The following is a 20,854-nucleotide window of genomic DNA, read 5'->3' on the forward strand; positions in this document are numbered from 1 at the left end:
CAACAACGACACAAACGGCGCTCGGAGTTCGGCACGGTCGGGCGCCGCTGCGTAAAGTGCTGGTCAACCGTGGATTTTCCGCGGTAACAGGGGACAGTTCGAGAGGGGAAGCAGTCGTGACCGTCAACATGACCAAGGGCCAGGCCATCAGTCTGGAGAAGCAGGGCGGGGGGAGCCTGAGCGCGGTCCGTATGGGTCTCGGCTGGAAGGCGGCACCGCGCCGCGGCCTGTTCGGTTCGCGCACGCGTGAGATCGACCTCGACGCGTCCGCGGTGCTGTTCGCGGACAAGCAGCCGGTCGACGTGGTGTTCTTCCGCCACCTGGTGAGCGACGACGGCTCCGTGCGGCACACCGGCGACAACCTGGTCGGCGGCGCGGGCCAGGGTGGCGACGACGAGGCCATCCTCGTCGATCTCGCGCGTGTGCCGGTCCACATCGACCAGATCGTCTTCACCGTGAACTCCTTCACGGGCCAGACCTTCCAGGAGGTGCAGAACGCGTTCTGCCGCCTCGTGGACGAGACCAATGGCCAGGAACTCGCCCGCTACACCCTGGACGGCGGCGGCGCCTACACGGCGCAGATCATGGCCAAGGTGCACCGCACCGGCAGCAGCTGGACCATGACCGCCCTCGGCTCCCCGGCCAACGGCCGTACCTTCCAGGACCTGATGCCGACGATCCTGCCGCTGCTCTAGTGCCGCGACAGGCAACGTTCGCCCCGTCGCGACGCCCGGCACGCTCCCCCAAGCTCTTCGAGCAGGGGGGACCCCCGCTCGCCGCACCGGCCGAAGACCCGAGTACGTCCAGTACGAGGGCCTCCGGCCGGCACGCCGAGAGCACGCACCGGACGCCGCTCCTTCACGGGCAAACGTTGCCTGTCGCGGCACTAGCCCGGTACGGGCCGGTAGCACGGTGCGGGTCGGCCGGGCACAGCGAGACGACAACGACAGAGGGGGACGAGAGGCGATGACCGCCGAGCTGGTGCGGGGGCAGAACCACCCGCTCTCCCAGGCGCACCTGGAGATCCGGATCTCGGCCGGCGAGCCCGTGGTGGCCGCGGCCACGCTCAGCGACGAGAACGGCAAGGTGCGCGGCGTCGAATGGGTTGCCCACCCCGGCGCCCCGGTCCTGCCCGGACTCGAGGTCTCCCGGCAGGCCGCCGCCGACCACCGGCTCGCGGTCGACCTGGCCGCGATGCCGGAGGCCGTCCACCGCGTCAATGTGCTGCTCGCCCTGCCCACCGCGGCGGGTGGCCCGGGCCGGTTCGGCTCCGTCGCCGCTCCCTTCGTCGCGGTCACCGGCCTCGACGGCACCGGCATCGCCGGTTACACGATCATCGGGCTGGACAGCGAGTCCGCCGTCGTCGCGGTGGAGCTGTACCGCAGGCAGGGCGCCTGGAAGGTGCGCGCCGTCGGCCAGGGCTACGCGGGCGGACTGCCCGCGCTCCTCACCGACCAGGGACTGCCCCAGGCGCGGCAGCTCGCGGGTGCCATCGACGAGGCCGTGGCCCAGGGCCTGGCCCGTTCGGTCGCACCGCCCCCGCCGCGCTCACCCGGCAGCGAGCGTTCCCGGCAGGCGACCGCGCCGGTCACCGGCCAGGACCAGGGTGCCACCGCCGCCCAGGGCACACCCGGCCCGGTACCGCCCCAACCGGTGTCGCCCTACCCGGCGGACGATCCGCAGGGAACCGGAACTCCGGTCACCGGCCGGGGCGACCCGCAGGTGAGCCCCGCCACCGGGCAGTCGGCGCCCTCGGACGGCCGGATCGACTACACCCACCCCGGCCGTCACGATGCCGCCCCGCCGCCGCCCCCGCCGACCGCGCCCCCGGCAGAGCCCGGCCGCCCCGCGCAGCCGGTCGCCGGGGACGCCACCGGCTGGTCCATGGAGGAGCGGCTCTACAACCAGGTCTGGGGGATGTTCGAGGACCTCGCCCGCACCACGGCCGCCTACCGCAGCGCCGTCGGCTTCGCCGACTCCCGGATGGAGAAGGAGCTCGACCAGGTCCTGTCCGACCCGCGCAGTCGGCTGGACGGATCCGGCGAGGCCGCCCGGCAGGTGGTCCGCGGCAAGCACGCCCGGCTGGTCGAGCAGGCCAAGGCGGCCCTCGACCGCGACCTCGCCCAGCTCACCGCGGAGTCCGAGGTCGTCGAACCCGCGCTGCCGCCGGCCTACGCCGGCTGGGACAACCCGGTCTGGCACGGCTACCGGGTGCCGATGGAGATCCCGATGGCGCTGCGCCTCGGTGACCTGCGGCTGCCCGAGAGCGCGGACCTGCGCATCCCGATGCTGATGAGGCTGCCGCTGGAACGCGGTCTGTGGATCGACAGCGGGCCCGTACCGTCGGCCGACGGCGTTCTCGTGGACTCCACGGCCGTGCGCGAGCTGGCGATGGAGACGGCGGTCACGCTCGCCGCCCGGCTGCTCGCCGTGTATCCGCCCGGCGAGTTCGGCGTGCATGTCATAGACCCGGCCGGTGCGGGAGCACGGGCGCTCGGACCGCTGGTGCGCACCGGCGTGCTCGCCGGACAGCCCGCGGCAGGTGCCACCGGAGTGGCGGACATGCTGACCCGGCTCACCGAGCGGGTGGACCTGGTGCAGATGGCGGTGCGCGGCGGAGCGGCCGATGCGCTGCCGCCCGACCTCGACACCGCCGAGCAGTTGCTGGTCGTCAACGACTTCCCGCACGGTTTCGACGACCGGTCGGTGACCCGGCTGCGCTATCTCGCCGACGAGGGCCCGTCCGCGGGCGTCCGTCTGCTGATGGTCGCGGACCGCCAGGACGCCGCCGGGTACGGGCCGCTGCTCGACCCGCTGTGGCGATCACTGCTGCGGCTGACCCCGGTCCCCGACGACCACCTCGCCGACCCGTGGGTGGGCCATGCCTGGACGTACGAGCCGCCGCTCGTCCCGTCCGGCAGCCGGGTGCTGGAGCAGGTGCTCACCCAGGTCGTGACAGCTCGGCGCGAATGGAACCAGTGACGGCCGACAGGAGTTGACCAAGCACAAGTAAAGTGCTCCAACCTGCTGATTTGGTATTTTCTTTACCGATCTCTTTACCTTTTCTTGGTGATTGGGTACTGTTTTCGGTACGGAGGGGAGTGCGTGACCTCCGGCAGCGACACGCTGACCGACTGCCGCTTTGTGCCGGAGGCGCAATGGATGTATCCCTGACCCTGTGGGTCCTGACCATCGGAGGCCTGGCCGCCCTCATCGCGGTCGATTTCCTGATCGGCCGCAAACCGCACGACGTGTCGATCAAGGAAGCAGGCATCTGGACCGTCGTCTGGGTCGCCCTCGCCGGCCTCTTCGGGGTCGTGCTGCTCCTGCTCGGGGGCGGACAGCCCGCCGGTGAGTTCTTCGCCGGATTCATCACCGAGAAGTCGCTGAGCGTCGACAACCTCTTCGTCTTCGTGCTGATCATGGCGAAGTTCGCGGTGCCCTCGCGGTACCAGCAGCGCGTCCTGCTCTTCGGCGTCCTCATAGCCTTGGTGCTGCGGGCCGTCTTCATCGCCGCGGGCGCCGCGATCCTTGCGAGCTTCTCGTGGGTCTTCTACCTCTTCGGTGCCTTCCTCGTCTGGACCGCCTGGAAGCTGATCCAGGACGCCCGGGCCGATGAGGAGGACGAGGAGTTCGAGGAGAACAAGGTGCTCAAGGCCGCCGAGCGCCGCTTCGGCGTCGCCGACCGCTATCACGGCACCAAGCTGTGGATCCGCGACAACGGCAAGCGTGTGATGACGCCGATGCTGGTCGTGATGCTTGCGATCGGCACGACGGACGTCCTGTTCGCCCTCGACTCGATCCCCGCGATCTTCGGGCTCACCCAGGACCCGTACATCGTCTTCACCGCCAACGCCTTCGCCCTCATGGGGCTGCGGCAGCTGTACTTCCTCATAGGCGGCCTGCTGAGGAAGCTGGTCCATCTCTCCTACGGCCTGTCGGTCATCCTCGGCTTCATCGGCGTCAAGCTCGTGCTTCACGCGCTCCATGAGTCCGGGGTGCATGTCCCGGAGATCAGCATCCCGGTCTCGCTCGGGGTGATCTGCGCGGTCCTGGCCGTCACCACGATCACCAGCCTCCGGGCCTCCCGGAAACTGGCGCAGACCGCGGAGACGGAACAGGCGCGGAAGGCCGGCGAAGGCGTTCCGAAGGACAGAGTCCGGCTCTGATCCCAGTCGGTGCAGGGACAACTGTCCTGGGGTGTGGTGCGTGGTGAATCGCCGGGCATGGCGCCCGACGGCCCGTGGAGGCCGGACCCGCCCGAAAGGGGCTCACCCGGAGACGGGTTCCACCGCCGGTGCCACCAGCGGGCGGGTCTCCGGAAGCCGGGCGAAGCAGCTCAGGCTGAGCAGGGCGACCCCCGTCAGATATGCGCCGACCCCCCAGGGAACACGCCCGCCGTGCTCGGCCAGCGCTGTGGCCGCGATGGGGGTGAGCGCCCCGCCGAGGACGCCGCCCAGGTTGTAGCCGACGGCCGCGCCCGTACAGCGCACCCGGGGCTCGTACAGCTCCGGGAGGTAGGCGGCGATCACCGAGAACATGATGACGAAGGAGACCAGCGCACCCAGGATGCCGAGGAACATCAGCAGCGGCTCGCCGGTCGCCAGGAGCGCGACCATCGGAAACATCCACAGGGCCGTGGCCGCACAGCCCACCAGACACAGCGGCCGCCGCCCCCAGCGGTCGCCGAGCACCGCGAACACCGGAGTGAGCGACCCCTTCACCACCACGGCGGCCATGATGCAGGCGAGCATCACGGTGCGGCTGACCCCGAGCCGTTCCGTCGCATAGGCGAGGGACCAGGTGGTCACGGCGTAGAACACGGCGTACCCGGCGGCGAGCGCACCGGCCGTCAGCAGGACGAGCCGCCAGTGGTCGCGTGCGACCTCGGCGACGGGCACGCGCGCATGGTCCTCGATCTCCAGGAAACGAGGGCTCTCCGCGAGGGACGAGCGCAGCCACAGCCCGGCCAGGGCCAGTACCCCGGCCGCCCAGAACGGCACGCGCCAGCCCCACCGGGCGAACTCCCCGGCGGACAGCGTCGCCGACAGAGCCAGCGTCACGCCGTTGGCGAGCACGAAGCCGACCGCCGGGCCGATCTGCGGGAAGCTCGACCACAGCCCGCGCCGCCCGGCGGGCGCGTGCTCGGCGGTCAGCAGTACCGCACCGCCCCACTCCCCGCCGAGACCCAGCCCTTGGAGGAAGCGCAGGACGAGCAGCAGCAGGGGAGCGGCCGGTCCGATCGAACCGTAGGCCGGCACACAGCCGACCGCGACGGTCGCCGCCCCGGTCAGCAGCAGTGAGCCCACCAGCACCGGCTGCCGCCCGCGCCGGTCACCGAGATGTCCGAACAGCACCGAGCCCAGCGGCCGGGCCACGAACCCCACGCCGAACGTCCCGAAGGCGGCCAGTGTCCCCGCAACCGGGGAGAACTCCGGGAAGAAGAGGGGGCCGAGGACCAGCGCCGCCGCGGTCCCGTACGCGAAGAAGTCGTAGAACTCGATCGCGGTCCCGGCGAGCGAGGCGGCCGCCAGCCGCGGCATGGACGGTGGCTGTGCGGTGCGTACGTGCTCCATGCCGCGTCAACCACCCATGACGACAAGGGGTTACGGGGGCCGCCGGGGTGAAATCCTGGCAGGGAAGTGACGGTGCGTGCAGCAGGGGACCGGCGTGCGGCCGCGGCCCCCGGGGAGCGGGGCCACCGTGATAGACCGGGTCCCAGCGGTGGTCGCCGAGGACCGGCCGCGACTGCCCCGAACGGACCGGAGGAACCGTGCCCCGCACCCTGGCCAACGCCCCGATCATGATCCTCAACGGGCCCAATCTGAACCTGCTGGGCCAGCGCCAGCCGGAGATCTACGGCTCCGAAACGCTCGCCGACGTGGAGGCACTGTGCGCCAAGACGGCCGCGGCGCACGGCGGCACGGTCGACTTCCGGCAGTCCAACCATGAGGGCGAGCTGGTCGACTGGATCCACGAGGCACGGTTGCGGTACTGCGGGATCGTCATCAACCCCGGTGCCTACTCGCACACCTCTGTCGCGATCCTGGACGCGCTCAACACCTGCGACGGCATGCCGGTGATCGAGGTTCACATCTCCAACATCCACCGGCGTGAGTCGTTCCGGCACCACTCGTACGTCTCGCTGCGCGCCGACGGTGTCATCGCGGGGTGCGGGGTGCAGGGATACGCCTTCGGTGTGGCGCGGGTGGCGGCGCTGGCCGGGGCTGCGCAAGCGGAGGCATAGGACGCGGAGGCTGAGTCCGACGGCCGGGGCGGGTGTACCTGAGCGCCCCGCCTGGGCCGCCGGTCGAGGGCGGGGATCGGGAGACCGGCGGCCCCTGCCGTACGGGAGCCGTCATCCCGTGCGGGGCTGACTCCAGTGGACTGCGGGCCCAGGGGCGCCGGGAGCGTGCGCGCGGCGCCGGAACGGGCGAACCGTTCACACGGGGCGCGCGCCGATGTGCCGCGCGCCCCCAGGGCGTGTGTTCACCACCCGCGCGCGTGCCACTCCGGCAGGTGAGGCCGTTCCGCGCCGAGCGTGGTGTCGTTGCCGTGGCCGGGGTAGACCCAGGTCTCGTCCGGCAGCACGCCGAAGATCTTCGTCTCCACGTCGTGGATCAGGCTGGCGAACGCCTCCGGATCTTTGCGGGTGTTGCCCACGCCGCCCGGGAAGAGACAGTCGCCGGTGAACACGTGCGGGTGCCCGTGGGGATCGTCGTAGACCAGCGCGACGGAGCCCGGTGTGTGCCCCACCAGATGGCGCGCGGTGAGTGTCACGCGTCCCACGCGGACGGTGTCGCCGTCGTCGACGAGGACGTCGGTCGGTACGGGGATGCCCTCGGCGTCGTCCCGGCCCGCGTAGGTACGCGCGCCCGTGGCCGCCACGACCGCGGCCAGTGCCTGCCAGTGGTCGCCGTGCCGGTGCGTGGTGACGACGGACGCGACACCGTCGTCGCCGATCATGCCGAGCAGGGTATCGGCGTCGTTGGCCGCGTCGATCAGCAGTTGCTCGTCGGTGGCCCGGCAGCGCAGCAGATAGGAGTTGTTGTCCATCGGGCCGACCGCGATCTTCGTGATCATCAGGTCCTTCAGCTCGTGCACGTCGGCAGGGCCGCCGACCGTCACCTCTCCGCTGTACGTCATGGCCGTCAGCCTATAGCGGCGGGAGCCCGGGGAGCGGTCCTCCGGAGACGGTCAGTGCCGAGCCGTCTCGGCGGCCCGACAGCCAGCCGAGCAGGTTCGCCGGACCGCCGGTGACGGTCACCTCCGGCTCGTTCGCCTCCCGTCCGGTGCGCCAGGCGCGCGTGCCGTCCGTGATCAGGGTCGGCGGGATGGCGGCATGGCCCGTGAAGCGCTCGGACAGGAGGCCGATCTCGCGCTCCGTGAACTCCACGGGCAGGTCCTCGAGCTCGTACCCGATGCCGAGGTCCACATGGTGCAGCTCGACCTCCGCCCAGCGCCGGAAGGGCAGCCGGGCCGCGGAGTCGGTGACGCCGTTGCGCAGCTCCACAGTGCGCGACCAGTCGGCGGGCACGGCCGCAGCCGCCTGGAAGCGGGCGGCACTGTCGCGCAGGTCGGTGAGGTGCACGTCGAGGGGGCGCGGCGCGTCGCGCTCGATGTCGGCGTCCCGGGCCGCGGCGGAGTCGTACATCGGGCGCCCCTGGAAGACGTTCACGAGGGCGTCGGCGTTGCGGGAGAGGTGGGCGAGGACATGGCCGCGGGTCCAGCCGGGCAGGAGTGACGGCTCGGCGACGGACGCGTTGTCCATTTTGGCGGCGGCGGTGCGCAGCCGGTCGGTCGCGTCTTGTACAGACACCAGGTCACGCGCGTGATCCATCATGCCGCCGACCCTAGCCCCGCCACTCCTTCGGGTGAAGGTGGCGAACCCCGCCCGCAAATCGAATGTACGTGCTATATGGTCGTGGGTGGCGTCGGGCATGCTGGAGGGCCGGGGATTGTTGAGCAACCCGGGAATCCGACCGGCGTTGTCAGTGGCTCCCCCTAGTCTGAGAAAGCCGGGGGCTGGGCCCCTGTCACTTCTCCCAAGAAAGGTGCGGACCGGCGTGGCCGACCGTCTCATCATCCGTGGCGCGCGCGAGCACAACCTCAGGAATGTCTCGCTCGACCTGCCACGCGACTCGCTCATCGTCTTCACGGGCCTGTCGGGGTCGGGCAAGTCCTCGCTGGCCTTCGACACGATCTTCGCCGAGGGCCAGCGGAGGTACGTGGAGTCGCTCTCCTCGTACGCCCGGCAGTTCCTCGGCCAGATGGACAAGCCGGACGTCGACTTCATCGAGGGTCTGTCGCCGGCGGTCTCCATCGACCAGAAGTCGACCTCGCGCAACCCGCGCTCCACGGTCGGCACCATCACCGAGGTCTACGACTATCTGCGCCTGCTCTTCGCTCGCATCGGCAAGCCGCACTGCCCCGAGTGCGGGCGCCCGATCTCGCGCCAGTCGCCGCAGGCCATCGTCGACAGGGTGCTCGAACTGCCGGAGGGGAGCCGTTTCCAGGTCCTCTCGCCGCTGGTGCGCGAGCGCAAGGGGGAGTTCGTCGACCTCTTCGCCGACCTCCAGACCAAGGGCTACAGCCGCGCGCGCGTCGACGGCGAGACCATCCAGCTCTCCAGCCCGCCGACGCTGAAGAAGCAGGAGAAGCACACCATCGAGGTGGTCGTCGACCGCCTCACCGTCAAGGACGGCGCCAAGCGCCGCCTCACCGACTCCGTCGAGACCGCCCTCGGGCTGTCCGGAGGCATGGTCGTGCTCGACTTCGTCGACCTCCCCGGGGACGACCCGGAGCGCGAGCGCATGTACTCGGAGCATCTGTACTGCCCGTACGACGATCTGTCCTTCGAGGAGATGGAGCCCCGGTCCTTCTCCTTCAACTCGCCCTTCGGCGCCTGCCCCGAGTGCACCGGCATCGGGACCCGGATGGAGGTCGACCCCGAGCTGATCGTCCCGGACGAGGACAAGACGCTCGACGAGGGCGCCCTGCACCCCTGGTCGCACGGACACACCAAGGACTATTTCGGCCGGCTCATCGGCGCCCTCGCGGACGCGCTGGGATTCCGCACCGACATCCCCTTCGCGGGCCTTCCGCAGCGCGCGAAGAAGGCGCTGCTGTACGGGCACAAGACCCAGATCGAGGTCCGCTACCGCAACAGGTACGGCCGTGAGCGCGTCTACACCACCCCCTTCGAGGGCGCCGTCCCGTTCGTCAAGCGGCGGCACAGCGAGGCGGAGAGCGACGCCAGCCGTGAGCGCTTCGAGGGTTATATGCGCGAGGTGCCCTGCCCCACCTGCGAGGGCACCCGGCTGAAGCCGGTCGTCCTCGCGGTCACCATCATGGACAGGTCCATCGCCGAGATCTCCGCGATGTCGATCAGTGACTGCGCGGAGTTCCTGGGCCAGCTCAAGCTCGGCGCCCGCGACAAGAAGATCGCCGAGCGGGTACTCAAGGAGGTCAACGAAAGGCTGCGGTTCCTGGTCGACGTCGGCCTGGACTATCTGTCGCTCAACCGGGCCGCCGGTACGCTCTCCGGCGGCGAGGCGCAGCGCATCCGGCTGGCCACCCAGATCGGCTCCGGCCTCGTCGGTGTCCTCTACGTCCTCGACGAGCCGTCCATCGGACTGCACCAGCGCGACAACCACCGGCTGATCGAGACCCTGGTCCGGCTGCGCGACATGGGCAACACGCTCATCGTCGTGGAGCACGACGAGGACACCATCAAGGTCGCCGACTGGATCGTCGACATCGGCCCCGGCGCGGGCGAGCACGGCGGCAAGGTCGTGCACAGCGGCTCGCTCGCGGAACTGCTCGCCAACGCCGAGTCGCAGACCGGCCAGTACCTCTCGGGCGTCAAGTCGATCCCGCTGCCGGACCTGCGGCGTCCGCAGGACCCCTCCCGGCGGCTCACGGTGCACGGCGCCCGTGAGAACAACCTCCAGGACATCGACGTGTCCTTCCCGCTCGGCCTGTTCACGGCCGTCACGGGCGTGTCGGGATCCGGCAAGTCGACCCTGGTCAACGACATCCTCTACACCCACCTGGCCCGCGAGCTGAACGGCGCGAGGAGCGTCCCGGGACGTCATACCCGTGTGGACGGCGACGATCTGGTCGACAAGGTCGTGCATGTCGACCAGTCGCCCATCGGCCGCACCCCGCGTTCCAACCCGGCGACGTACACCGGCGTGTTCGATCACATCCGCAAGCTGTTCGCGGAGACCACCGAGGCGAAGGTGCGCGGCTATCTGCCCGGCCGCTTCTCCTTCAATGTCAAGGGCGGCCGCTGCGAGAACTGCGCGGGCGACGGCACCATCAAGATCGAGATGAACTTCCTCCCGGACGTCTACGTCCCGTGCGAGGTCTGCCACGGCGCCCGGTACAACCGGGAGACCCTGGAGGTCCACTACAAGGGCAAGTCCATCGCCGAGGTGCTGAACATGCCGATCGAGGAGGCGCTCGGCTTCTTCGAGGCCGTCCCCGCGATCGCCCGCCACCTCAGGACCCTCCACGACGTCGGCCTCGGGTACGTCCGTCTCGGCCAGTCCGCGACCACTCTGTCCGGTGGTGAGGCACAGCGCGTCAAGCTCGCCAGCGAGCTCCAGCGCCGCTCCACCGGGCGCACGGTCTATGTGCTGGACGAGCCGACGACAGGTCTGCACTTCGAGGACATCAGCAAGCTGCTGACGGTCCTGTCCGGCCTGGTCGACAAGGGCAACACGGTCATCGTCATCGAGCACAACCTCGATGTGGTCAAGACCGCCGACTGGGTCGTCGACATGGGCCCGGAGGGCGGCGCGGGCGGCGGCCTCGTCGTCGCCGAGGGCACGCCCGAGGAGGTCGCCGGGGTACCCGCCAGCCACACAGGCAAGTTCCTGCGCGAGATCCTGGCGCCGGAGAAGATCAGCGACGCCGTTCCGTCGGCGAAGCCGGGCACGGCCAGGAAGCGGACCGCTCCCGCGAAGAAGGCGGTGCGGGCGCGTAAGGCCTGAGCCCCGCCGGGGCGGCCGCGTGTTCCGCGACGTCCCCGGTGCCCCGCGGCAACTCCCGGCGGGGCACCGCGCGGTGCCCCGCCGGGAGTTGCCGCCGCTACACCTCGCCCAGCTCGGACGCGTACGGCGGTTCGGCGCCCGCCCGGGAGCAGGTGACCGCCGCCGCGCGGGCCGCGAACCGCAGCAGACGCGTCCAGCCGTCGGCGCCCAACCCGGCGAGCGCCGCGGGAGACAGCGCGTCCTGTGCGGCCAACCCGTGCAGCAGGGCTGCGTTCACCGTGTCACCGGCCCCGATGGTGTCCACGACGTCGACCTTCTCGCCCGGCACGGAGTGCTCCGCGCCGTCCCGGGTGAACGCGGTCAGCCCGTCCCCGCCCCGGGTGATCACGACGGCCGACGGACCGGCCGCGAGCCACTCGCGCGGTGAGCCGCCCAGCCATCCGGCGTCCTCCTCGGAGAGCTTCAGCAGCGTCACCGACGGCAGCCAGCTCCTGAAGCGTGCCCGGTAGGCGTCCGCCTCCGGGATCAGCCCGGTGCGGATGTTCGGGTCGAGCGCCGTGAACACGCCCTGGGCCGAGGCCGTCCGCATCAGGTCCTCGTAGGCGCCGGCACCCGGCTCCAGGACCAGCGAGCAGGTGCCGAAGGAGACCGCGCGGACCCCGTCCGGCAGACCGGCGGGTGCGGTGAACAGCCGGTCGGCGGTCCCTTCGACATAGAAGGAGTACGCGGCGGAACCGTTCCCGTCGATCGTCGCGACCGCGAGCGTGGTCGGCTCCGGACCGCGCTGCACGCCCGAGACGTCCACACCGGCCTGCCGCAGCCCGTCGAGGAGGGCCTCGCCGAAGGCGTCGTACGACGTGCGGGAGCAGAACGCGGTGGCGGAGCCGAGGCGGCCGAGGGCCACGGCCGTGTTGTACGGGCCGCCGCCGCGGGCAGGCGTGAGCCCCGCGAGGGCGCCAGTGCCCTGCGGTACCAGGTCGATCAGGGCCTCACCGGCGACGACGATCACGAGACGGTTCCTTTCCCGGGTGTTTCGGTGTGTGCGGAGGCGCGGTCCGGGAGTCCTGCGGGAGGGCGTCCGGGCCCGTCCGGGCAGCCGCACGAGCTGCGGTGGACGAACGCGCACGGCAGCCGCACCGTCCGGGCGGGCCGGTCCGGGACGGCGAGGCGGTCCAGCAGCACCTTGACCGCCTGCGCGCCGAGTTCCTTGCTGGGCTGGGCGATCGCGGTGAGCCGGGGCGTGAAGAGATCCGCCCAGGCAAAGTCGTCGAAGCAGCACAGCGCGATGTCGCCGGGGACCGACAGGCCACGCTCGCGCAGTGTGCGCAGGGTTCCGATGGTCATGGCGTTGTTGGCGGTGACCAGCGCGGTCGGCGGTGCAGCGAGGTCCAGCAGCGCCGCCGTCGCCCGCTCGGCACCGGCCGACTCGGAGTCGCCGTGCACCACGAGCCGCTCGTCGTGGGCGAGCCCGGCCAGCGCGAGGCCGTAGCGGTAGCCGTCGATGCGCTCACCGGTGGTGCTGAGCCCGGGCAGGCCCGCCACCAGGCCGATCCGGCGGTGGCCGAGGTCGGCGAGATGGGCGACGAGCCGGGCCGTCGACTCGGTGTTCTCGGCGCAGACCTGGTCGAAGGGCGGTCCGTCCGACCGCTGCTCACCGCCCGCCGCCGTGGGGAGCACGTTGTTGTCTGCCGCCGTGGCGAGCACGCGGTCGAGGAACACCGCCGGTACGCCGTGCCGGGACAGATACGCGACCAGCGCGTCGGGTCTGGCCGACGGTGCGACGATCACGCCGTCCACCCGCCGCTCGTGCAGCAGCTGGACGACCTTGCGCTCGTGCTCCGGGTCGTCGTGCGGATCGGCGATGAGCAGGCTGTAGCCGTGCTCCAGGGCGCTCGCCTCGACACCCTGGAGGATCTCCGTGAAGTACGGGTTGCTGATCGCCGACACCGCAAGGCCGATCGAGCGGGTGCGTGAGGTCACCAGGGAGCGCGCCAGCGTGTTGGGTGTGTAGCCGAGGGCGTCGACGGCGTCCAGCACGGCCTGGCGGGTGTGGGGCAGCACCGGGCGCGTGCCGTTGAGCACGTGGGAGACGGTCGCCACGGAGACACCGGCGGTGCGTGCGACGTCGGCCATCGTGGGCATTGCGGTGTCCCTTCCGTGGTGCAGGTGGCCCGTCTGCGGCGCAGGTGGCCTTCGGCGGGCAACGTATCCCATTCCGGGCTGCGCGTAAACGCTTGCGCAAGCGTTTACGCAATCGTTTACGCGCCCACTGGCGCGCCCACGACCCGGTGTGACGCCGCCGGACCCCCAACCGCTATGGTCGGCGTGCACCGCTCTCGCGCCGGGCCGCCCGGCGAGCGGCCGGTGCCTGCCCGATCCCGACCAGTGGAGAACCCTCATGCCCGGCCGACCCTCCGCGACCCGCCGTACCGTTCTGCGCGCCGTGGCCGTCATCCCCGTGGCGGGACTCGGCGCCGCCGCCTGCTCCTCCGGCGGCGGCACCCCGGCGTCCGGGCCGACCGCGCCCGTCGAACTCGGCGCGGCGAGCGAGGTCGCCAAGGGGAGCGCACAGCTGTACCTGGATCAGAACGTGGTGGTCAGCCGGGCCTCCGACGGGACCCTCAAGGCATACAGCTCGATCTGCACGCACGCGGGCTGCGCCATCAACAAGCTCAAGGGGACGACGCTGGTCTGCCCCTGCCACGGCAGCGAGTTCGACGCCCGCACCGGCAAGGTGCTGCGCGCACCGGCCATCGCGCCGCTGACCGAACTGTCCGTCGAGACGAAGAACGGCAAGATTGTCGCAGGCCCCGGCGCCTGACACGACAGCACCCGTCGCCCGGCGGTGGTCCCTGGCCGTGCGCCCGCCGCCCGGTGGTGGTCTCTGGTCGTGTGCCCGGCGCCCGGTGGTGGTCTCTGGTCGTGTGCCCGGCGCCCGGTGGTGGTCTCTGGTCGTGTGCCCGCCGCCCGGTGGCGGTCCCAGGCCCTGCGGCCGGTCCCGTCAGCCCCAGTCCCAGCCCATCCCCACGATGCCCGCGCGTACCCGGGGTTCCACGAGGTGGGCCGAGCAGTGGCTGATGGTCAGGGGGAGGTCCTGGAGGCCGGTGCGGGGGGCAGCGGGGGAGTGCTGGGTGAAACGGTGGCAGCGCACGGGCAGGGCTCCCGCATCGAAGCGGACCTGGAGTGCGTACTGGCCTCCGGACATGCCGAACCCGCGTGCACACTCGTACGAGACACCGGCGGTGCCGTCCTCGACGCCGCAGCGGAAGAGGAACGTATCTCCGGACCGCAGTCGTGTGTCGAAGAGCAGCTCGGCCACCAGCACACCGGTCTCGTCGTGCCGGCGGACGCGTCCCGTGCGGCAGTTCTCCAAGGCGTGCACGGTCATGTGAGCCGGGGAGCAGCCCGGGTCACCGTGGTGGACGGCCACGAAACGGTCCACGCCGTCCTGGTGGGCGCGGACGATGTGGTGCGACTCGCGTGAGGCCAGCTCGCGACCTGCGCCGATCTGTATCCGCTCATGCAGACCGAGCATGTGCAGACCGCCGTCGGAGGACGAGCCCAGCTCGTCCAGCAGCCGCTCCAGCACGTCCGACGCCTCCATCAGGGCGCGGTATGAGCGGCCCGCGGGACGCTGTGCCGTGGTGCGCCCGTCGGCCTCGGCGAGCAGCCGGATCAGCGACTCCTCCGGCAGCCGGAGGATCTCCTCCAGGGCCCGTACCGCCCGTAGCGACTCGGGGCGCTGCGGGCGCCGGGCGCCCTGCTGCCAATAGCTCAGACTGGTGACGCCGACCGTCACGCCGTAGCGCGACAGATGGTGCTGCACACGCTGGAGCGGCAGCCCGCGCGCGGCGATCGCGGCGCGCAGGGCGACATGGAAAGGGCCACCCCGCAGGGCCGAGTCCAGGTCCGCGGAGGCGATGTCCGCGTGCTGTGGTGTGGCGTACCGCATGGCAGGGGCCTCTCTGTGAAGGTCGCGACGGCTGGTCAGACCGCCCACGCGGGTCCTGGGCCGCGGCGCCGGCGGGTTCGCGGCTCACCGGCACATCCGTACGCCGTCGGCGACGGCCCCGAGTTCCCCCGCATTGAAGCGTCTTGACCAAGCCCCGACAACACCCTGGAACCGGCCGGAAGACGCTTCCGGGCCAGAGCCTGTCCGGCCCGCTCGCTCCCGCCGGTCCGGCCCGATCCGCCGACGGGTCGCGAGCCGCCCCACGCTTGTGCCGTCCCTGCACCACGCCTGCGCCGTCCCTGCCTCACGCTTACGCCGTCCCCGTCCCCGTCCCCGTCCCGCGCCTGACCGTCCCCGCGCCGCCCCAGCCCGCGCCGCCCACCCCCCATTGCGACGCTCCGGCAACCGTTGTCCACAGCCCCACCGGAGTGTCACCCTGCGCCAGTAGGGTGTGAGACATGGCCGACCCCTCCAGCTACCGCCCCAGGCCGGGTGAGATCCCGGACTCCCCCGGGGTGTACCGGTTCCGAGACGAGCACCGCCGGGTGATCTACGTCGGGAAGGCGAAGAGCCTGCGCCAGCGCCTGGCGAACTACTTCCAGGACCTGTCCGGCCTCCACCCGCGCACCCGGACGATGGTGACCACCGCCGCGTCCGTGGAGTGGACGGTCGTGTCCACGGAGGTCGAGGCGCTCCAGCTGGAGTACACCTGGATCAAGGAGTTCGACCCCAGGTTCAACGTCAAGTACCGCGACGACAAGAGCTACCCCTATCTCGCGGTGACGATGAACGAGGAGTTCCCGCGTGTACAGGTGATGCGCGGTCACAAGCGCAAGGGCGTGCGCTACTTCGGGCCGTACGGGCACGCGTGGGCGATCCGCGACACCGTCGACCTGCTGCTGCGCGTCTTCCCCGTGCGCACCTGCTCGGCCGGGGTGTTCAAGAACGCCGCCCGCACCGGCCGGCCCTGCCTGCTCGGCTACATCGACAAGTGCTCCGCGCCCTGCGTCGGCCGGGTCGACCCCGAGGAGCACCGGCGGCTCGCCGAGGAGTTCTGCGACTTCATGGCCGGCCGCACCGGGACGTATCTGCGCCGTCTGGAGAGCCGGATGACCCGTGCGGCGGACGTGATGGAGTACGAGCGGGCGGCCCGGCTGCGCGATGACATCGAGGCCCTGAAGAAGGCCATGGAGAAGAACGCGGTCGTGCTCGCCGACGCGACCGACGCCGACCTCGTCGCCGTGGCCGAGGACGAGCTGGAGGCGGCCGTCCAGATCTTCCATGTGCGCGGCGGGCGGGTGCGCGGCCAGCGCGGCTGGGTGACCGACAAGGTGGAGGCCGTCACCACCGGCGACCTGGTCGAGCACGCCCTCCAGCAGCTCTACGGCGAGGAGACCGGGGACGCCGTGCCCAAGGAGGTTCTCGTCCCGGCGCTGCCCGAGCCGCTGGAGCCCGTCCAGGAGTGGCTCACCGGCCGCCGCGGGTCGAACGTCTCGCTGCGTGTCCCGCAGCGGGGCGACAAGCGGGCCCTGATGGAGACCGTCGAGCGCAACGCCAAGCAGGCGCTCGTCCTGCACAAGACCAAGCGCGCCTCCGACCTCACGACACGCTCGCGCGCCCTGGAGGAGATCGCCGACGGCCTCGGCCTGGACAGCGCTCCGCTGCGCATCGAGTGCTACGACATCTCGCACCTGCAGGGCGACGACGTCGTGGCGTCCATGGTCGTCTTCGAGGACGGGCTCCAGCGCAAGAGCGAGTACCGCCGCTTCCAGATCAAGGGCTTCGCCGGACAGGACGACGTCCGGTCCATGCATGAGGTGATCACCCGCCGCTTCCGGCGCTATCTCGCCGAGAAGGAGAAGACCGGCGAGTGGACGACCGACGGCTCCGACGACACGCCCGGGAGTTTCGAGGACGCGACGACGGGCGCGCTCACCGATGGCAACGGCAACGGCAATGGCGACACGCCCGGCGGCGGGCTGAAGGACGACGACGGCCGCCCCCGTAAGTTCGCCTACCCGCCCCAGCTCGTCGTGGTCGACGGCGGCAGGCCGCAGGTCGCGGCGGCGCAGCGCGCGCTGGACGAACTCGGCATCGACGACATCGCCGTCTGCGGCCTCGCCAAGCGCCTGGAGGAGGTCTGGCTGCCCGGCGAGGATGACCCGGTGGTCCTGCCCCGCACCAGCGAGGGCCTGTATCTGCTCCAGCGCGTCCGCGACGAGGCCCACCGCTTCGCGATCACCTACCAGCGCACCAGGCGTGCCAAACGGTTCCGCTCCGGCCCCCTGGACGAGGTGCCCGGTCTCGGCGAGACCCGCAGGCAGGCGCTGCTCAAGCACTTCGGCTCGCTGAAGAAGCTGCGGGCCGCCACGATCGACCAGATCTGCGAGGTGCCCGGCATAGGCCGCAAGACGGCCGAGACGATCGCCGTGGCGCTCGCTCAGGCGGCACCGGCCGCACCGGCTGTGAACACAGCCACCGGAGAGATCATTGAGGAGGAGGCGCCCGTGACGACGGCGGGCCCTCCCGGGGAACCCGTACCCGCGGGCGCCCCGGACGGACTACGGGGGCAGGAGAGATGACCGAGCACGACAAGCAGCCCACACCGGAGCGAGATCGGGCCCACGGGGAAGCGGGCGCGGATCAGCCGCAGCAGGTGGTCCAGGAAAACGGAGCACAGGTGAGTACGGACGTCACGACGACCGGGGTCCCGGACGCGGCCATCCCCGAGCTGGTGATCATCTCCGGCATGTCCGGGGCGGGCCGGTCGACGGCCGCCAAGTGCCTGGAGGACCTCGGCTGGTTCGTGGTCGACAATCTCCCGCCCGCCCTCATCCCCACCATGGTGGAACTGGGCGCCCGCTCCCAGGGCAATGTCGCGCGGATCGCGGTCGTCGTCGATGTGCGCGGCCGCCGTTTCTTCGACAATCTGCGCGAGTCCCTCGCCGACCTCGACCACCGCCAGGTCACCCGGCGCATCGTCTTCCTGGAGTCCTCCGACGACGCCCTGGTGCGCCGCTTCGAGTCGGTGCGCCGCCCGCACCCCCTCCAGGGCGACGGCCGTATCGTCGACGGCATCGCCGCCGAGCGCGAGCTGCTGCGCGAACTGCGCGGTGACGCCGACCTGGTGATCGACACCTCCAGCCTCAACGTGCACGAACTGCGCGCCAAGATGGACGCCCAGTTCGCCGGCGAGGAGGAGCCCGAGCTGCGGGCCACCGTGATGTCCTTCGGCTTCAAGTACGGCCTCCCCGTCGACGCCGACCTCGTCGCGGACATGCGCTTCCTGCCCAACCCGCACTGGGTCCCCGAGCTGCGCCCCTTCACCGGCCTCAACGAGGAGGTCGCCTCCTACGTCTTCAACCAGCCCGGCGCCAAGGAGTTCCTCGACCGCTACGCCGAGCTGCTGAGGCTGGTCGCGGCCGGATACCGGCGCGAGGGCAAGCGGTACGTGACGATCGCCATCGGCTGCACCGGTGGCAAGCACCGCTCCGTCGCCACGTCGGAGAAGCTCGCCGCGCGACTGGCCGCCGAGGGTGTGGAGACGGTGGTCGTCCACCGGGACATGGGACGGGAATGACGGAACGCACTTCGCGGTTCGGCCGGCTTCGCCGGGTCGTGCCGCAGGGGCGCGCGGAGGGCAACAGGGCCGCCGAGTCCCGCCCCGTCCGTCTCGCCGAGTCCCGCGGCGCCCGGCCGCGCCGACGCGGTGCCCAGCCCAAGGTGGTCGCCCTCGGCGGCGGCATGGGGCTGTCCGCCTCGCTCGCCGCGCTGCGCCGTATCACCGGTGATCTCACTGCCGTGGTCACCGTCGCCGACGACGGCGGCTCCAGCGGTCGTCTGCGCGACGAACTGGGCGTACTGCCGCCCGGCGATCTGCGCAAGGCGCTCGCCGCGCTGTGCGGCGACGACGAGTGGGGCCAGACCTGGGCCCGGGTGATCCAGCACCGCTTCCATTCCCAGGGCGAGATCAACGGGCACGCCGTCGGCAATCTGCTGATAGTCGCCCTGTGGGAGCAGCTCGGGGACCATGTGCAGGCCCTCGACCTGGTCGGCAAGCTGCTGGGCGCCCACGGCCGTGTGCTGCCCATGTCCGCCGTGCCCCTGGAACTCCAGGCCCTGGTCAGGGGGCATGATCCGGACCGGCCCGACGATGTCGACACCGTGCGAGGCCAGGCGACCGTGGCGCTCACACGGGGTGAGGTGCAGTCCGTGCATCTGGTGCCCGCCGACCCGCCCGCCGTGCCCGAGGCCGTGGCCGCCGTACTGGACGCGGACTGGGTGATCCTCGGCCCAGGCTCCTGGTTCTCCTCGGTCATCCCGCACCTGCTCGTGCCCGAGTTGCTCGATGCCCTCACCCAGACCAAGGCCCGCCGGGTACTCTCCCTGAACCTCGCTCCGCAGCCCGGGGAAACCGAGGGCTTCTCCCCGCAGCGTCATTTGGAGGTTTTGGGGCGACACGCCCCTAAACTCGCCCTGGACGTGGTGCTGGCCGACGAGGCTGCCGTGCCCGACCGCGACTCGCTCACCGAGGCCGCCGAGCGGCTCGGAGCCGCGGTCGAGCTGGCTCCGGTGGCCCGGACCGACGGAACCCCGAGGCATGACCCGGAGCTGTTGGCTGCCGCGTACGACCGTATTTTTCGGATGCATGGAAGGATCGGCCCATGGCGATGACGGCAGCGGTGAAGGACGAGATCTCCCGGCTCCCCGTCACCCGGACCTGCTGCAGGAAGGCGGAGGTATCTGCCGTACTGCGGTTCGCCGGCGGCCTCCACCTGGTGAGCGGGCGCATCGTGATCGAGGCGGAGCTGGACACCGCGATGGCGGCCCGCCGGCTCAAGCGGGACGTCCTGGAGATCTTCGGCCACACATCCGAGCTGATCGTGATGGCGCCGGGCGGGCTGCGCCGCGGCTCGCGCTACGTCGTGCGCGTGGTCGCGGGCGGCGACCAGCTGGCCCGCCAGACCGGCCTGGTGGACGGCCGGGGCCGGCCGATCCGGGGGCTGCCCCCGCAGGTGGTCTCGGGGGCCACCTGTGACGCCGAGGCCGCCTGGCGCGGGGCCTTCCTGTCGCACGGCTCGCTCACCGAGCCCGGCCGTTCCTCGTCGCTGGAGGTCACCTGCCCGGGCCCCGAGGCCGCGCTCGCCCTGGTCGGCGCCGCCCGCCGGCTGTCGATCGCCGCCAAGGCCCGTGAGGTCCGCGGGGTCGACCGGGTCGTCGTCCGGGACGGCGACGCGATCGGGGCGCTGCTGACCCGGCTCGGTGCGCACGAGTCGGTGCTGGCCTGGGAGGAGCGCCGGATGCGCCGCGAGGTGCGGGCCACGGCGAACCGGCTCGCCAACTTCGACGACGCCAACCTGCGCCGTTCCGCTCGTGCCGCGGTGGCTGCCGGTGCGCGGGTGCAGCGCGCGCTGGAGATCCTCGCTGACGAGGTCCCCGAGCACCTCGCCGCGGCGGGCCGGCTGCGCATGGAGCACAAGCAGGCCTCCCTGGAGGAGCTGGGCGCCCTCGCCGACCCGCCGCTCACCAAGGACGCCGTGGCCGGTCGTATCCGCCGTCTGCTGGCGATGGCCGACAAGCGCGCCACCGACCTCGGTATTCCGGGCACCGAGTCCAGCCTCACGGAGGAGATGGCGGACAACCTCGTCGGCTGACAGCCGCCTGACCGGCCGGGCCGACTGGATTCGCCGGACCGGCCCGGCGGACCGAGCCGACGGGCAGGCCGGGCCGGTCCGATCGGTCGAGCCGGCTGGGGCGGGCAGGGCGGCTGCACAGCCGTGGGGGTTTCGCCCCCGCTGCCCCTTCCCGTCCCGTCACGGGGGCTCCGCCCCCGTACCCCCGCTCCTCAAACGCCGGAGGGGCTGAAATCAGCCCCTCCGGACGGGTGACCACCCCGGCGTTT

The 20,854-nt window shown here is 71.5% G+C and carries 16 protein-coding genes; 10 read left to right on the forward strand and 6 right to left on the reverse strand.

Translation table 11 applies throughout. From position 1 onward, the window contains the following. Positions 1 to 116: 116 nt before the first annotated feature. The 3 genes from ACSYGN_RS31355 to ACSYGN_RS31365 all read left to right on the forward strand — a co-directional run bounded on the left by ACSYGN_RS31355 (position 117) and on the right by ACSYGN_RS31365 (position 4,169). Positions 117 to 695 (forward strand): TerD family protein, encoded by a 579-nt coding sequence (locus tag ACSYGN_RS31355; RefSeq protein WP_460401572.1) that lies wholly within the window; start codon positions 117 to 119, stop codon positions 693 to 695. A gap of 271 nt (positions 696 to 966) precedes the next feature. Further along, positions 967 to 2,982, forward strand: a complete 2,016-nt coding sequence (locus tag ACSYGN_RS31360; protein WP_460401574.1) for a TerD family protein — start codon at positions 967 to 969, stop codon at positions 2,980 to 2,982. 176 nt (positions 2,983 to 3,158) lie between these two features. Beyond that, complete coding sequence (locus tag ACSYGN_RS31365; RefSeq protein WP_460401576.1) at positions 3,159 to 4,169, forward strand: TerC family protein; 1,011 nt, start codon at positions 3,159 to 3,161, stop codon at positions 4,167 to 4,169. Between the two features lie 102 nt (positions 4,170 to 4,271). On the opposite strand, the gene ACSYGN_RS31370 is transcribed toward ACSYGN_RS31365, so the two are convergent. Next, complete coding sequence (locus ACSYGN_RS31370) at positions 4,272 to 5,543, reverse strand: MFS transporter (RefSeq protein WP_460403847.1); 1,272 nt, start codon at positions 5,541 to 5,543, stop codon at positions 4,272 to 4,274. A gap of 230 nt (positions 5,544 to 5,773) precedes the next feature. Here ACSYGN_RS31370 and aroQ point away from each other — a divergent pair, with 230 nt between their 5' ends. Next, positions 5,774 to 6,247, forward strand: coding sequence for a type II 3-dehydroquinate dehydratase (aroQ, locus tag ACSYGN_RS31375; RefSeq protein WP_460401578.1), 474 nt, complete (start codon positions 5,774 to 5,776; stop codon positions 6,245 to 6,247). A gap of 242 nt (positions 6,248 to 6,489) precedes the next feature. On the opposite strand, the gene ACSYGN_RS31380 is transcribed toward aroQ, so the two are convergent. Next, the gene (locus ACSYGN_RS31380; RefSeq protein WP_460401580.1) at positions 6,490 to 7,146 is read right to left on the reverse strand and encodes an MBL fold metallo-hydrolase; all 657 of its coding nucleotides are present in this window, start codon (positions 7,144 to 7,146) and stop codon (positions 6,490 to 6,492) included. Between the two features lie 10 nt (positions 7,147 to 7,156). Continuing rightward, on the reverse strand, positions 7,157 to 7,843 hold the full coding sequence (locus ACSYGN_RS31385) for a maleylpyruvate isomerase family mycothiol-dependent enzyme (RefSeq protein ID WP_460401582.1): 687 nt from the start codon (positions 7,841 to 7,843) through the stop codon (positions 7,157 to 7,159). A gap of 223 nt (positions 7,844 to 8,066) precedes the next feature. On the opposite strand from ACSYGN_RS31385, the gene uvrA reads away from it, so the two are divergent. Beyond that, on the forward strand, positions 8,067 to 11,000 hold the full coding sequence (uvrA, locus tag ACSYGN_RS31390; protein ID WP_460401584.1) for an excinuclease ABC subunit UvrA: 2,934 nt from the start codon (positions 8,067 to 8,069) through the stop codon (positions 10,998 to 11,000). A 97-nt stretch (positions 11,001 to 11,097) separates the two neighbouring features. On the opposite strand, the gene ACSYGN_RS31395 is transcribed toward uvrA, so the two are convergent. Both ACSYGN_RS31395 and ACSYGN_RS31400 read right to left on the reverse strand, forming a co-directional pair. Continuing rightward, complete coding sequence (locus ACSYGN_RS31395) at positions 11,098 to 12,009, reverse strand: carbohydrate kinase family protein (RefSeq protein ID WP_460401586.1); 912 nt, start codon at positions 12,007 to 12,009, stop codon at positions 11,098 to 11,100. Continuing rightward, positions 12,006 to 13,142 (reverse strand): LacI family DNA-binding transcriptional regulator, encoded by a 1,137-nt coding sequence (locus ACSYGN_RS31400; RefSeq protein ID WP_460401588.1) that lies wholly within the window; start codon positions 13,140 to 13,142, stop codon positions 12,006 to 12,008. The genes ACSYGN_RS31395 and ACSYGN_RS31400 overlap by 4 nt, the downstream gene beginning before the upstream one ends. Positions 13,143 to 13,398: 256 nt before the next feature. On the opposite strand from ACSYGN_RS31400, the gene ACSYGN_RS31405 reads away from it, so the two are divergent. Then, on the forward strand, positions 13,399 to 13,821 hold the full coding sequence (locus ACSYGN_RS31405) for a Rieske (2Fe-2S) protein (RefSeq protein ID WP_460401590.1): 423 nt from the start codon (positions 13,399 to 13,401) through the stop codon (positions 13,819 to 13,821). A gap of 180 nt (positions 13,822 to 14,001) precedes the next feature. Here ACSYGN_RS31405 and ACSYGN_RS31410 read toward each other — a convergent pair whose 3' ends face one another. Then, on the reverse strand, positions 14,002 to 14,952 hold the full coding sequence (locus ACSYGN_RS31410) for a hypothetical protein (RefSeq protein WP_460401592.1): 951 nt from the start codon (positions 14,950 to 14,952) through the stop codon (positions 14,002 to 14,004). Positions 14,953 to 15,410: 458 nt separating this feature from the next. On the opposite strand from ACSYGN_RS31410, the gene uvrC reads away from it, so the two are divergent. Genes uvrC through whiA form a run of 4 tightly spaced genes read left to right on the forward strand, consistent with a single transcriptional unit; the run spans position 15,411 to position 20,606 of the window. Then, the gene (uvrC, locus tag ACSYGN_RS31415; RefSeq protein WP_460401594.1) at positions 15,411 to 17,534 is read left to right on the forward strand and encodes an excinuclease ABC subunit UvrC; all 2,124 of its coding nucleotides are present in this window, start codon (positions 15,411 to 15,413) and stop codon (positions 17,532 to 17,534) included. Continuing rightward, positions 17,531 to 18,532: an RNase adapter RapZ gene (rapZ, locus tag ACSYGN_RS31420; protein WP_460401596.1), complete on the forward strand. Its 1,002-nt coding sequence runs from the start codon at positions 17,531 to 17,533 to the stop codon at positions 18,530 to 18,532. The genes uvrC and rapZ overlap by 4 nt, the downstream gene beginning before the upstream one ends. Further along, positions 18,529 to 19,626 carry a gluconeogenesis factor YvcK family protein gene (locus ACSYGN_RS31425; protein WP_460401598.1) on the forward strand — a complete coding sequence of 366 codons (1,098 nt, stop codon included), beginning with the start codon at positions 18,529 to 18,531 and terminating at the stop codon, positions 19,624 to 19,626. The genes rapZ and ACSYGN_RS31425 overlap by 4 nt, the downstream gene beginning before the upstream one ends. Further along, complete coding sequence (gene whiA / locus ACSYGN_RS31430) at positions 19,617 to 20,606, forward strand: DNA-binding protein WhiA (RefSeq protein ID WP_460401600.1); 990 nt, start codon at positions 19,617 to 19,619, stop codon at positions 20,604 to 20,606. Before ACSYGN_RS31425 ends, whiA begins: the two co-directional genes overlap by 10 nt. Positions 20,607 to 20,854 lie beyond the last annotated feature (248 nt).

Source organism: Streptomyces sp. YIM S03343 (genome assembly GCF_054729195.1).

Bases quoted from the DNA above. Each gene is read 5' to 3' on its own strand.
- ACSYGN_RS31360 (WP_460401574.1), top strand. From the start codon at position 967: ATGACCGCCGAGCTGGTGCGGGGGCAGAACCACCCGCTCTCCCAGGCG.
- ACSYGN_RS31365 (WP_460401576.1), top strand. From the start codon at position 3,159: ATGGATGTATCCCTGACCCTGTGGGTCCTGACCATCGGAGGCCTGGCC.
- ACSYGN_RS31370 (WP_460403847.1), bottom strand. From the start codon at position 5,543: ATGCCGCGGCTGGCGGCCGCCTCGCTCGCCGGGACCGCGATCGAGTTC.
- ACSYGN_RS31380 (WP_460401580.1), bottom strand. From the start codon at position 7,146: ATGACGTACAGCGGAGAGGTGACGGTCGGCGGCCCTGCCGACGTGCAC.
- ACSYGN_RS31385 (WP_460401582.1), bottom strand. From the start codon at position 7,843: ATGATGGATCACGCGCGTGACCTGGTGTCTGTACAAGACGCGACCGAC.
- ACSYGN_RS31400 (WP_460401588.1), bottom strand. From the start codon at position 13,142: ATGCCCACGATGGCCGACGTCGCACGCACCGCCGGTGTCTCCGTGGCG.
- ACSYGN_RS31405 (WP_460401590.1), top strand. From the start codon at position 13,399: ATGCCCGGCCGACCCTCCGCGACCCGCCGTACCGTTCTGCGCGCCGTG.
- ACSYGN_RS31410 (WP_460401592.1), bottom strand. From the start codon at position 14,952: ATGCGGTACGCCACACCACAGCACGCGGACATCGCCTCCGCGGACCTG.
- uvrC (WP_460401594.1), top strand. From the start codon at position 15,411: ATGGCCGACCCCTCCAGCTACCGCCCCAGGCCGGGTGAGATCCCGGAC.
- rapZ (WP_460401596.1), top strand. From the start codon at position 17,531: ATGACCGAGCACGACAAGCAGCCCACACCGGAGCGAGATCGGGCCCAC.
- ACSYGN_RS31425 (WP_460401598.1), top strand. From the start codon at position 18,529: ATGACGGAACGCACTTCGCGGTTCGGCCGGCTTCGCCGGGTCGTGCCG.
- whiA (WP_460401600.1), top strand. From the start codon at position 19,617: ATGGCGATGACGGCAGCGGTGAAGGACGAGATCTCCCGGCTCCCCGTC.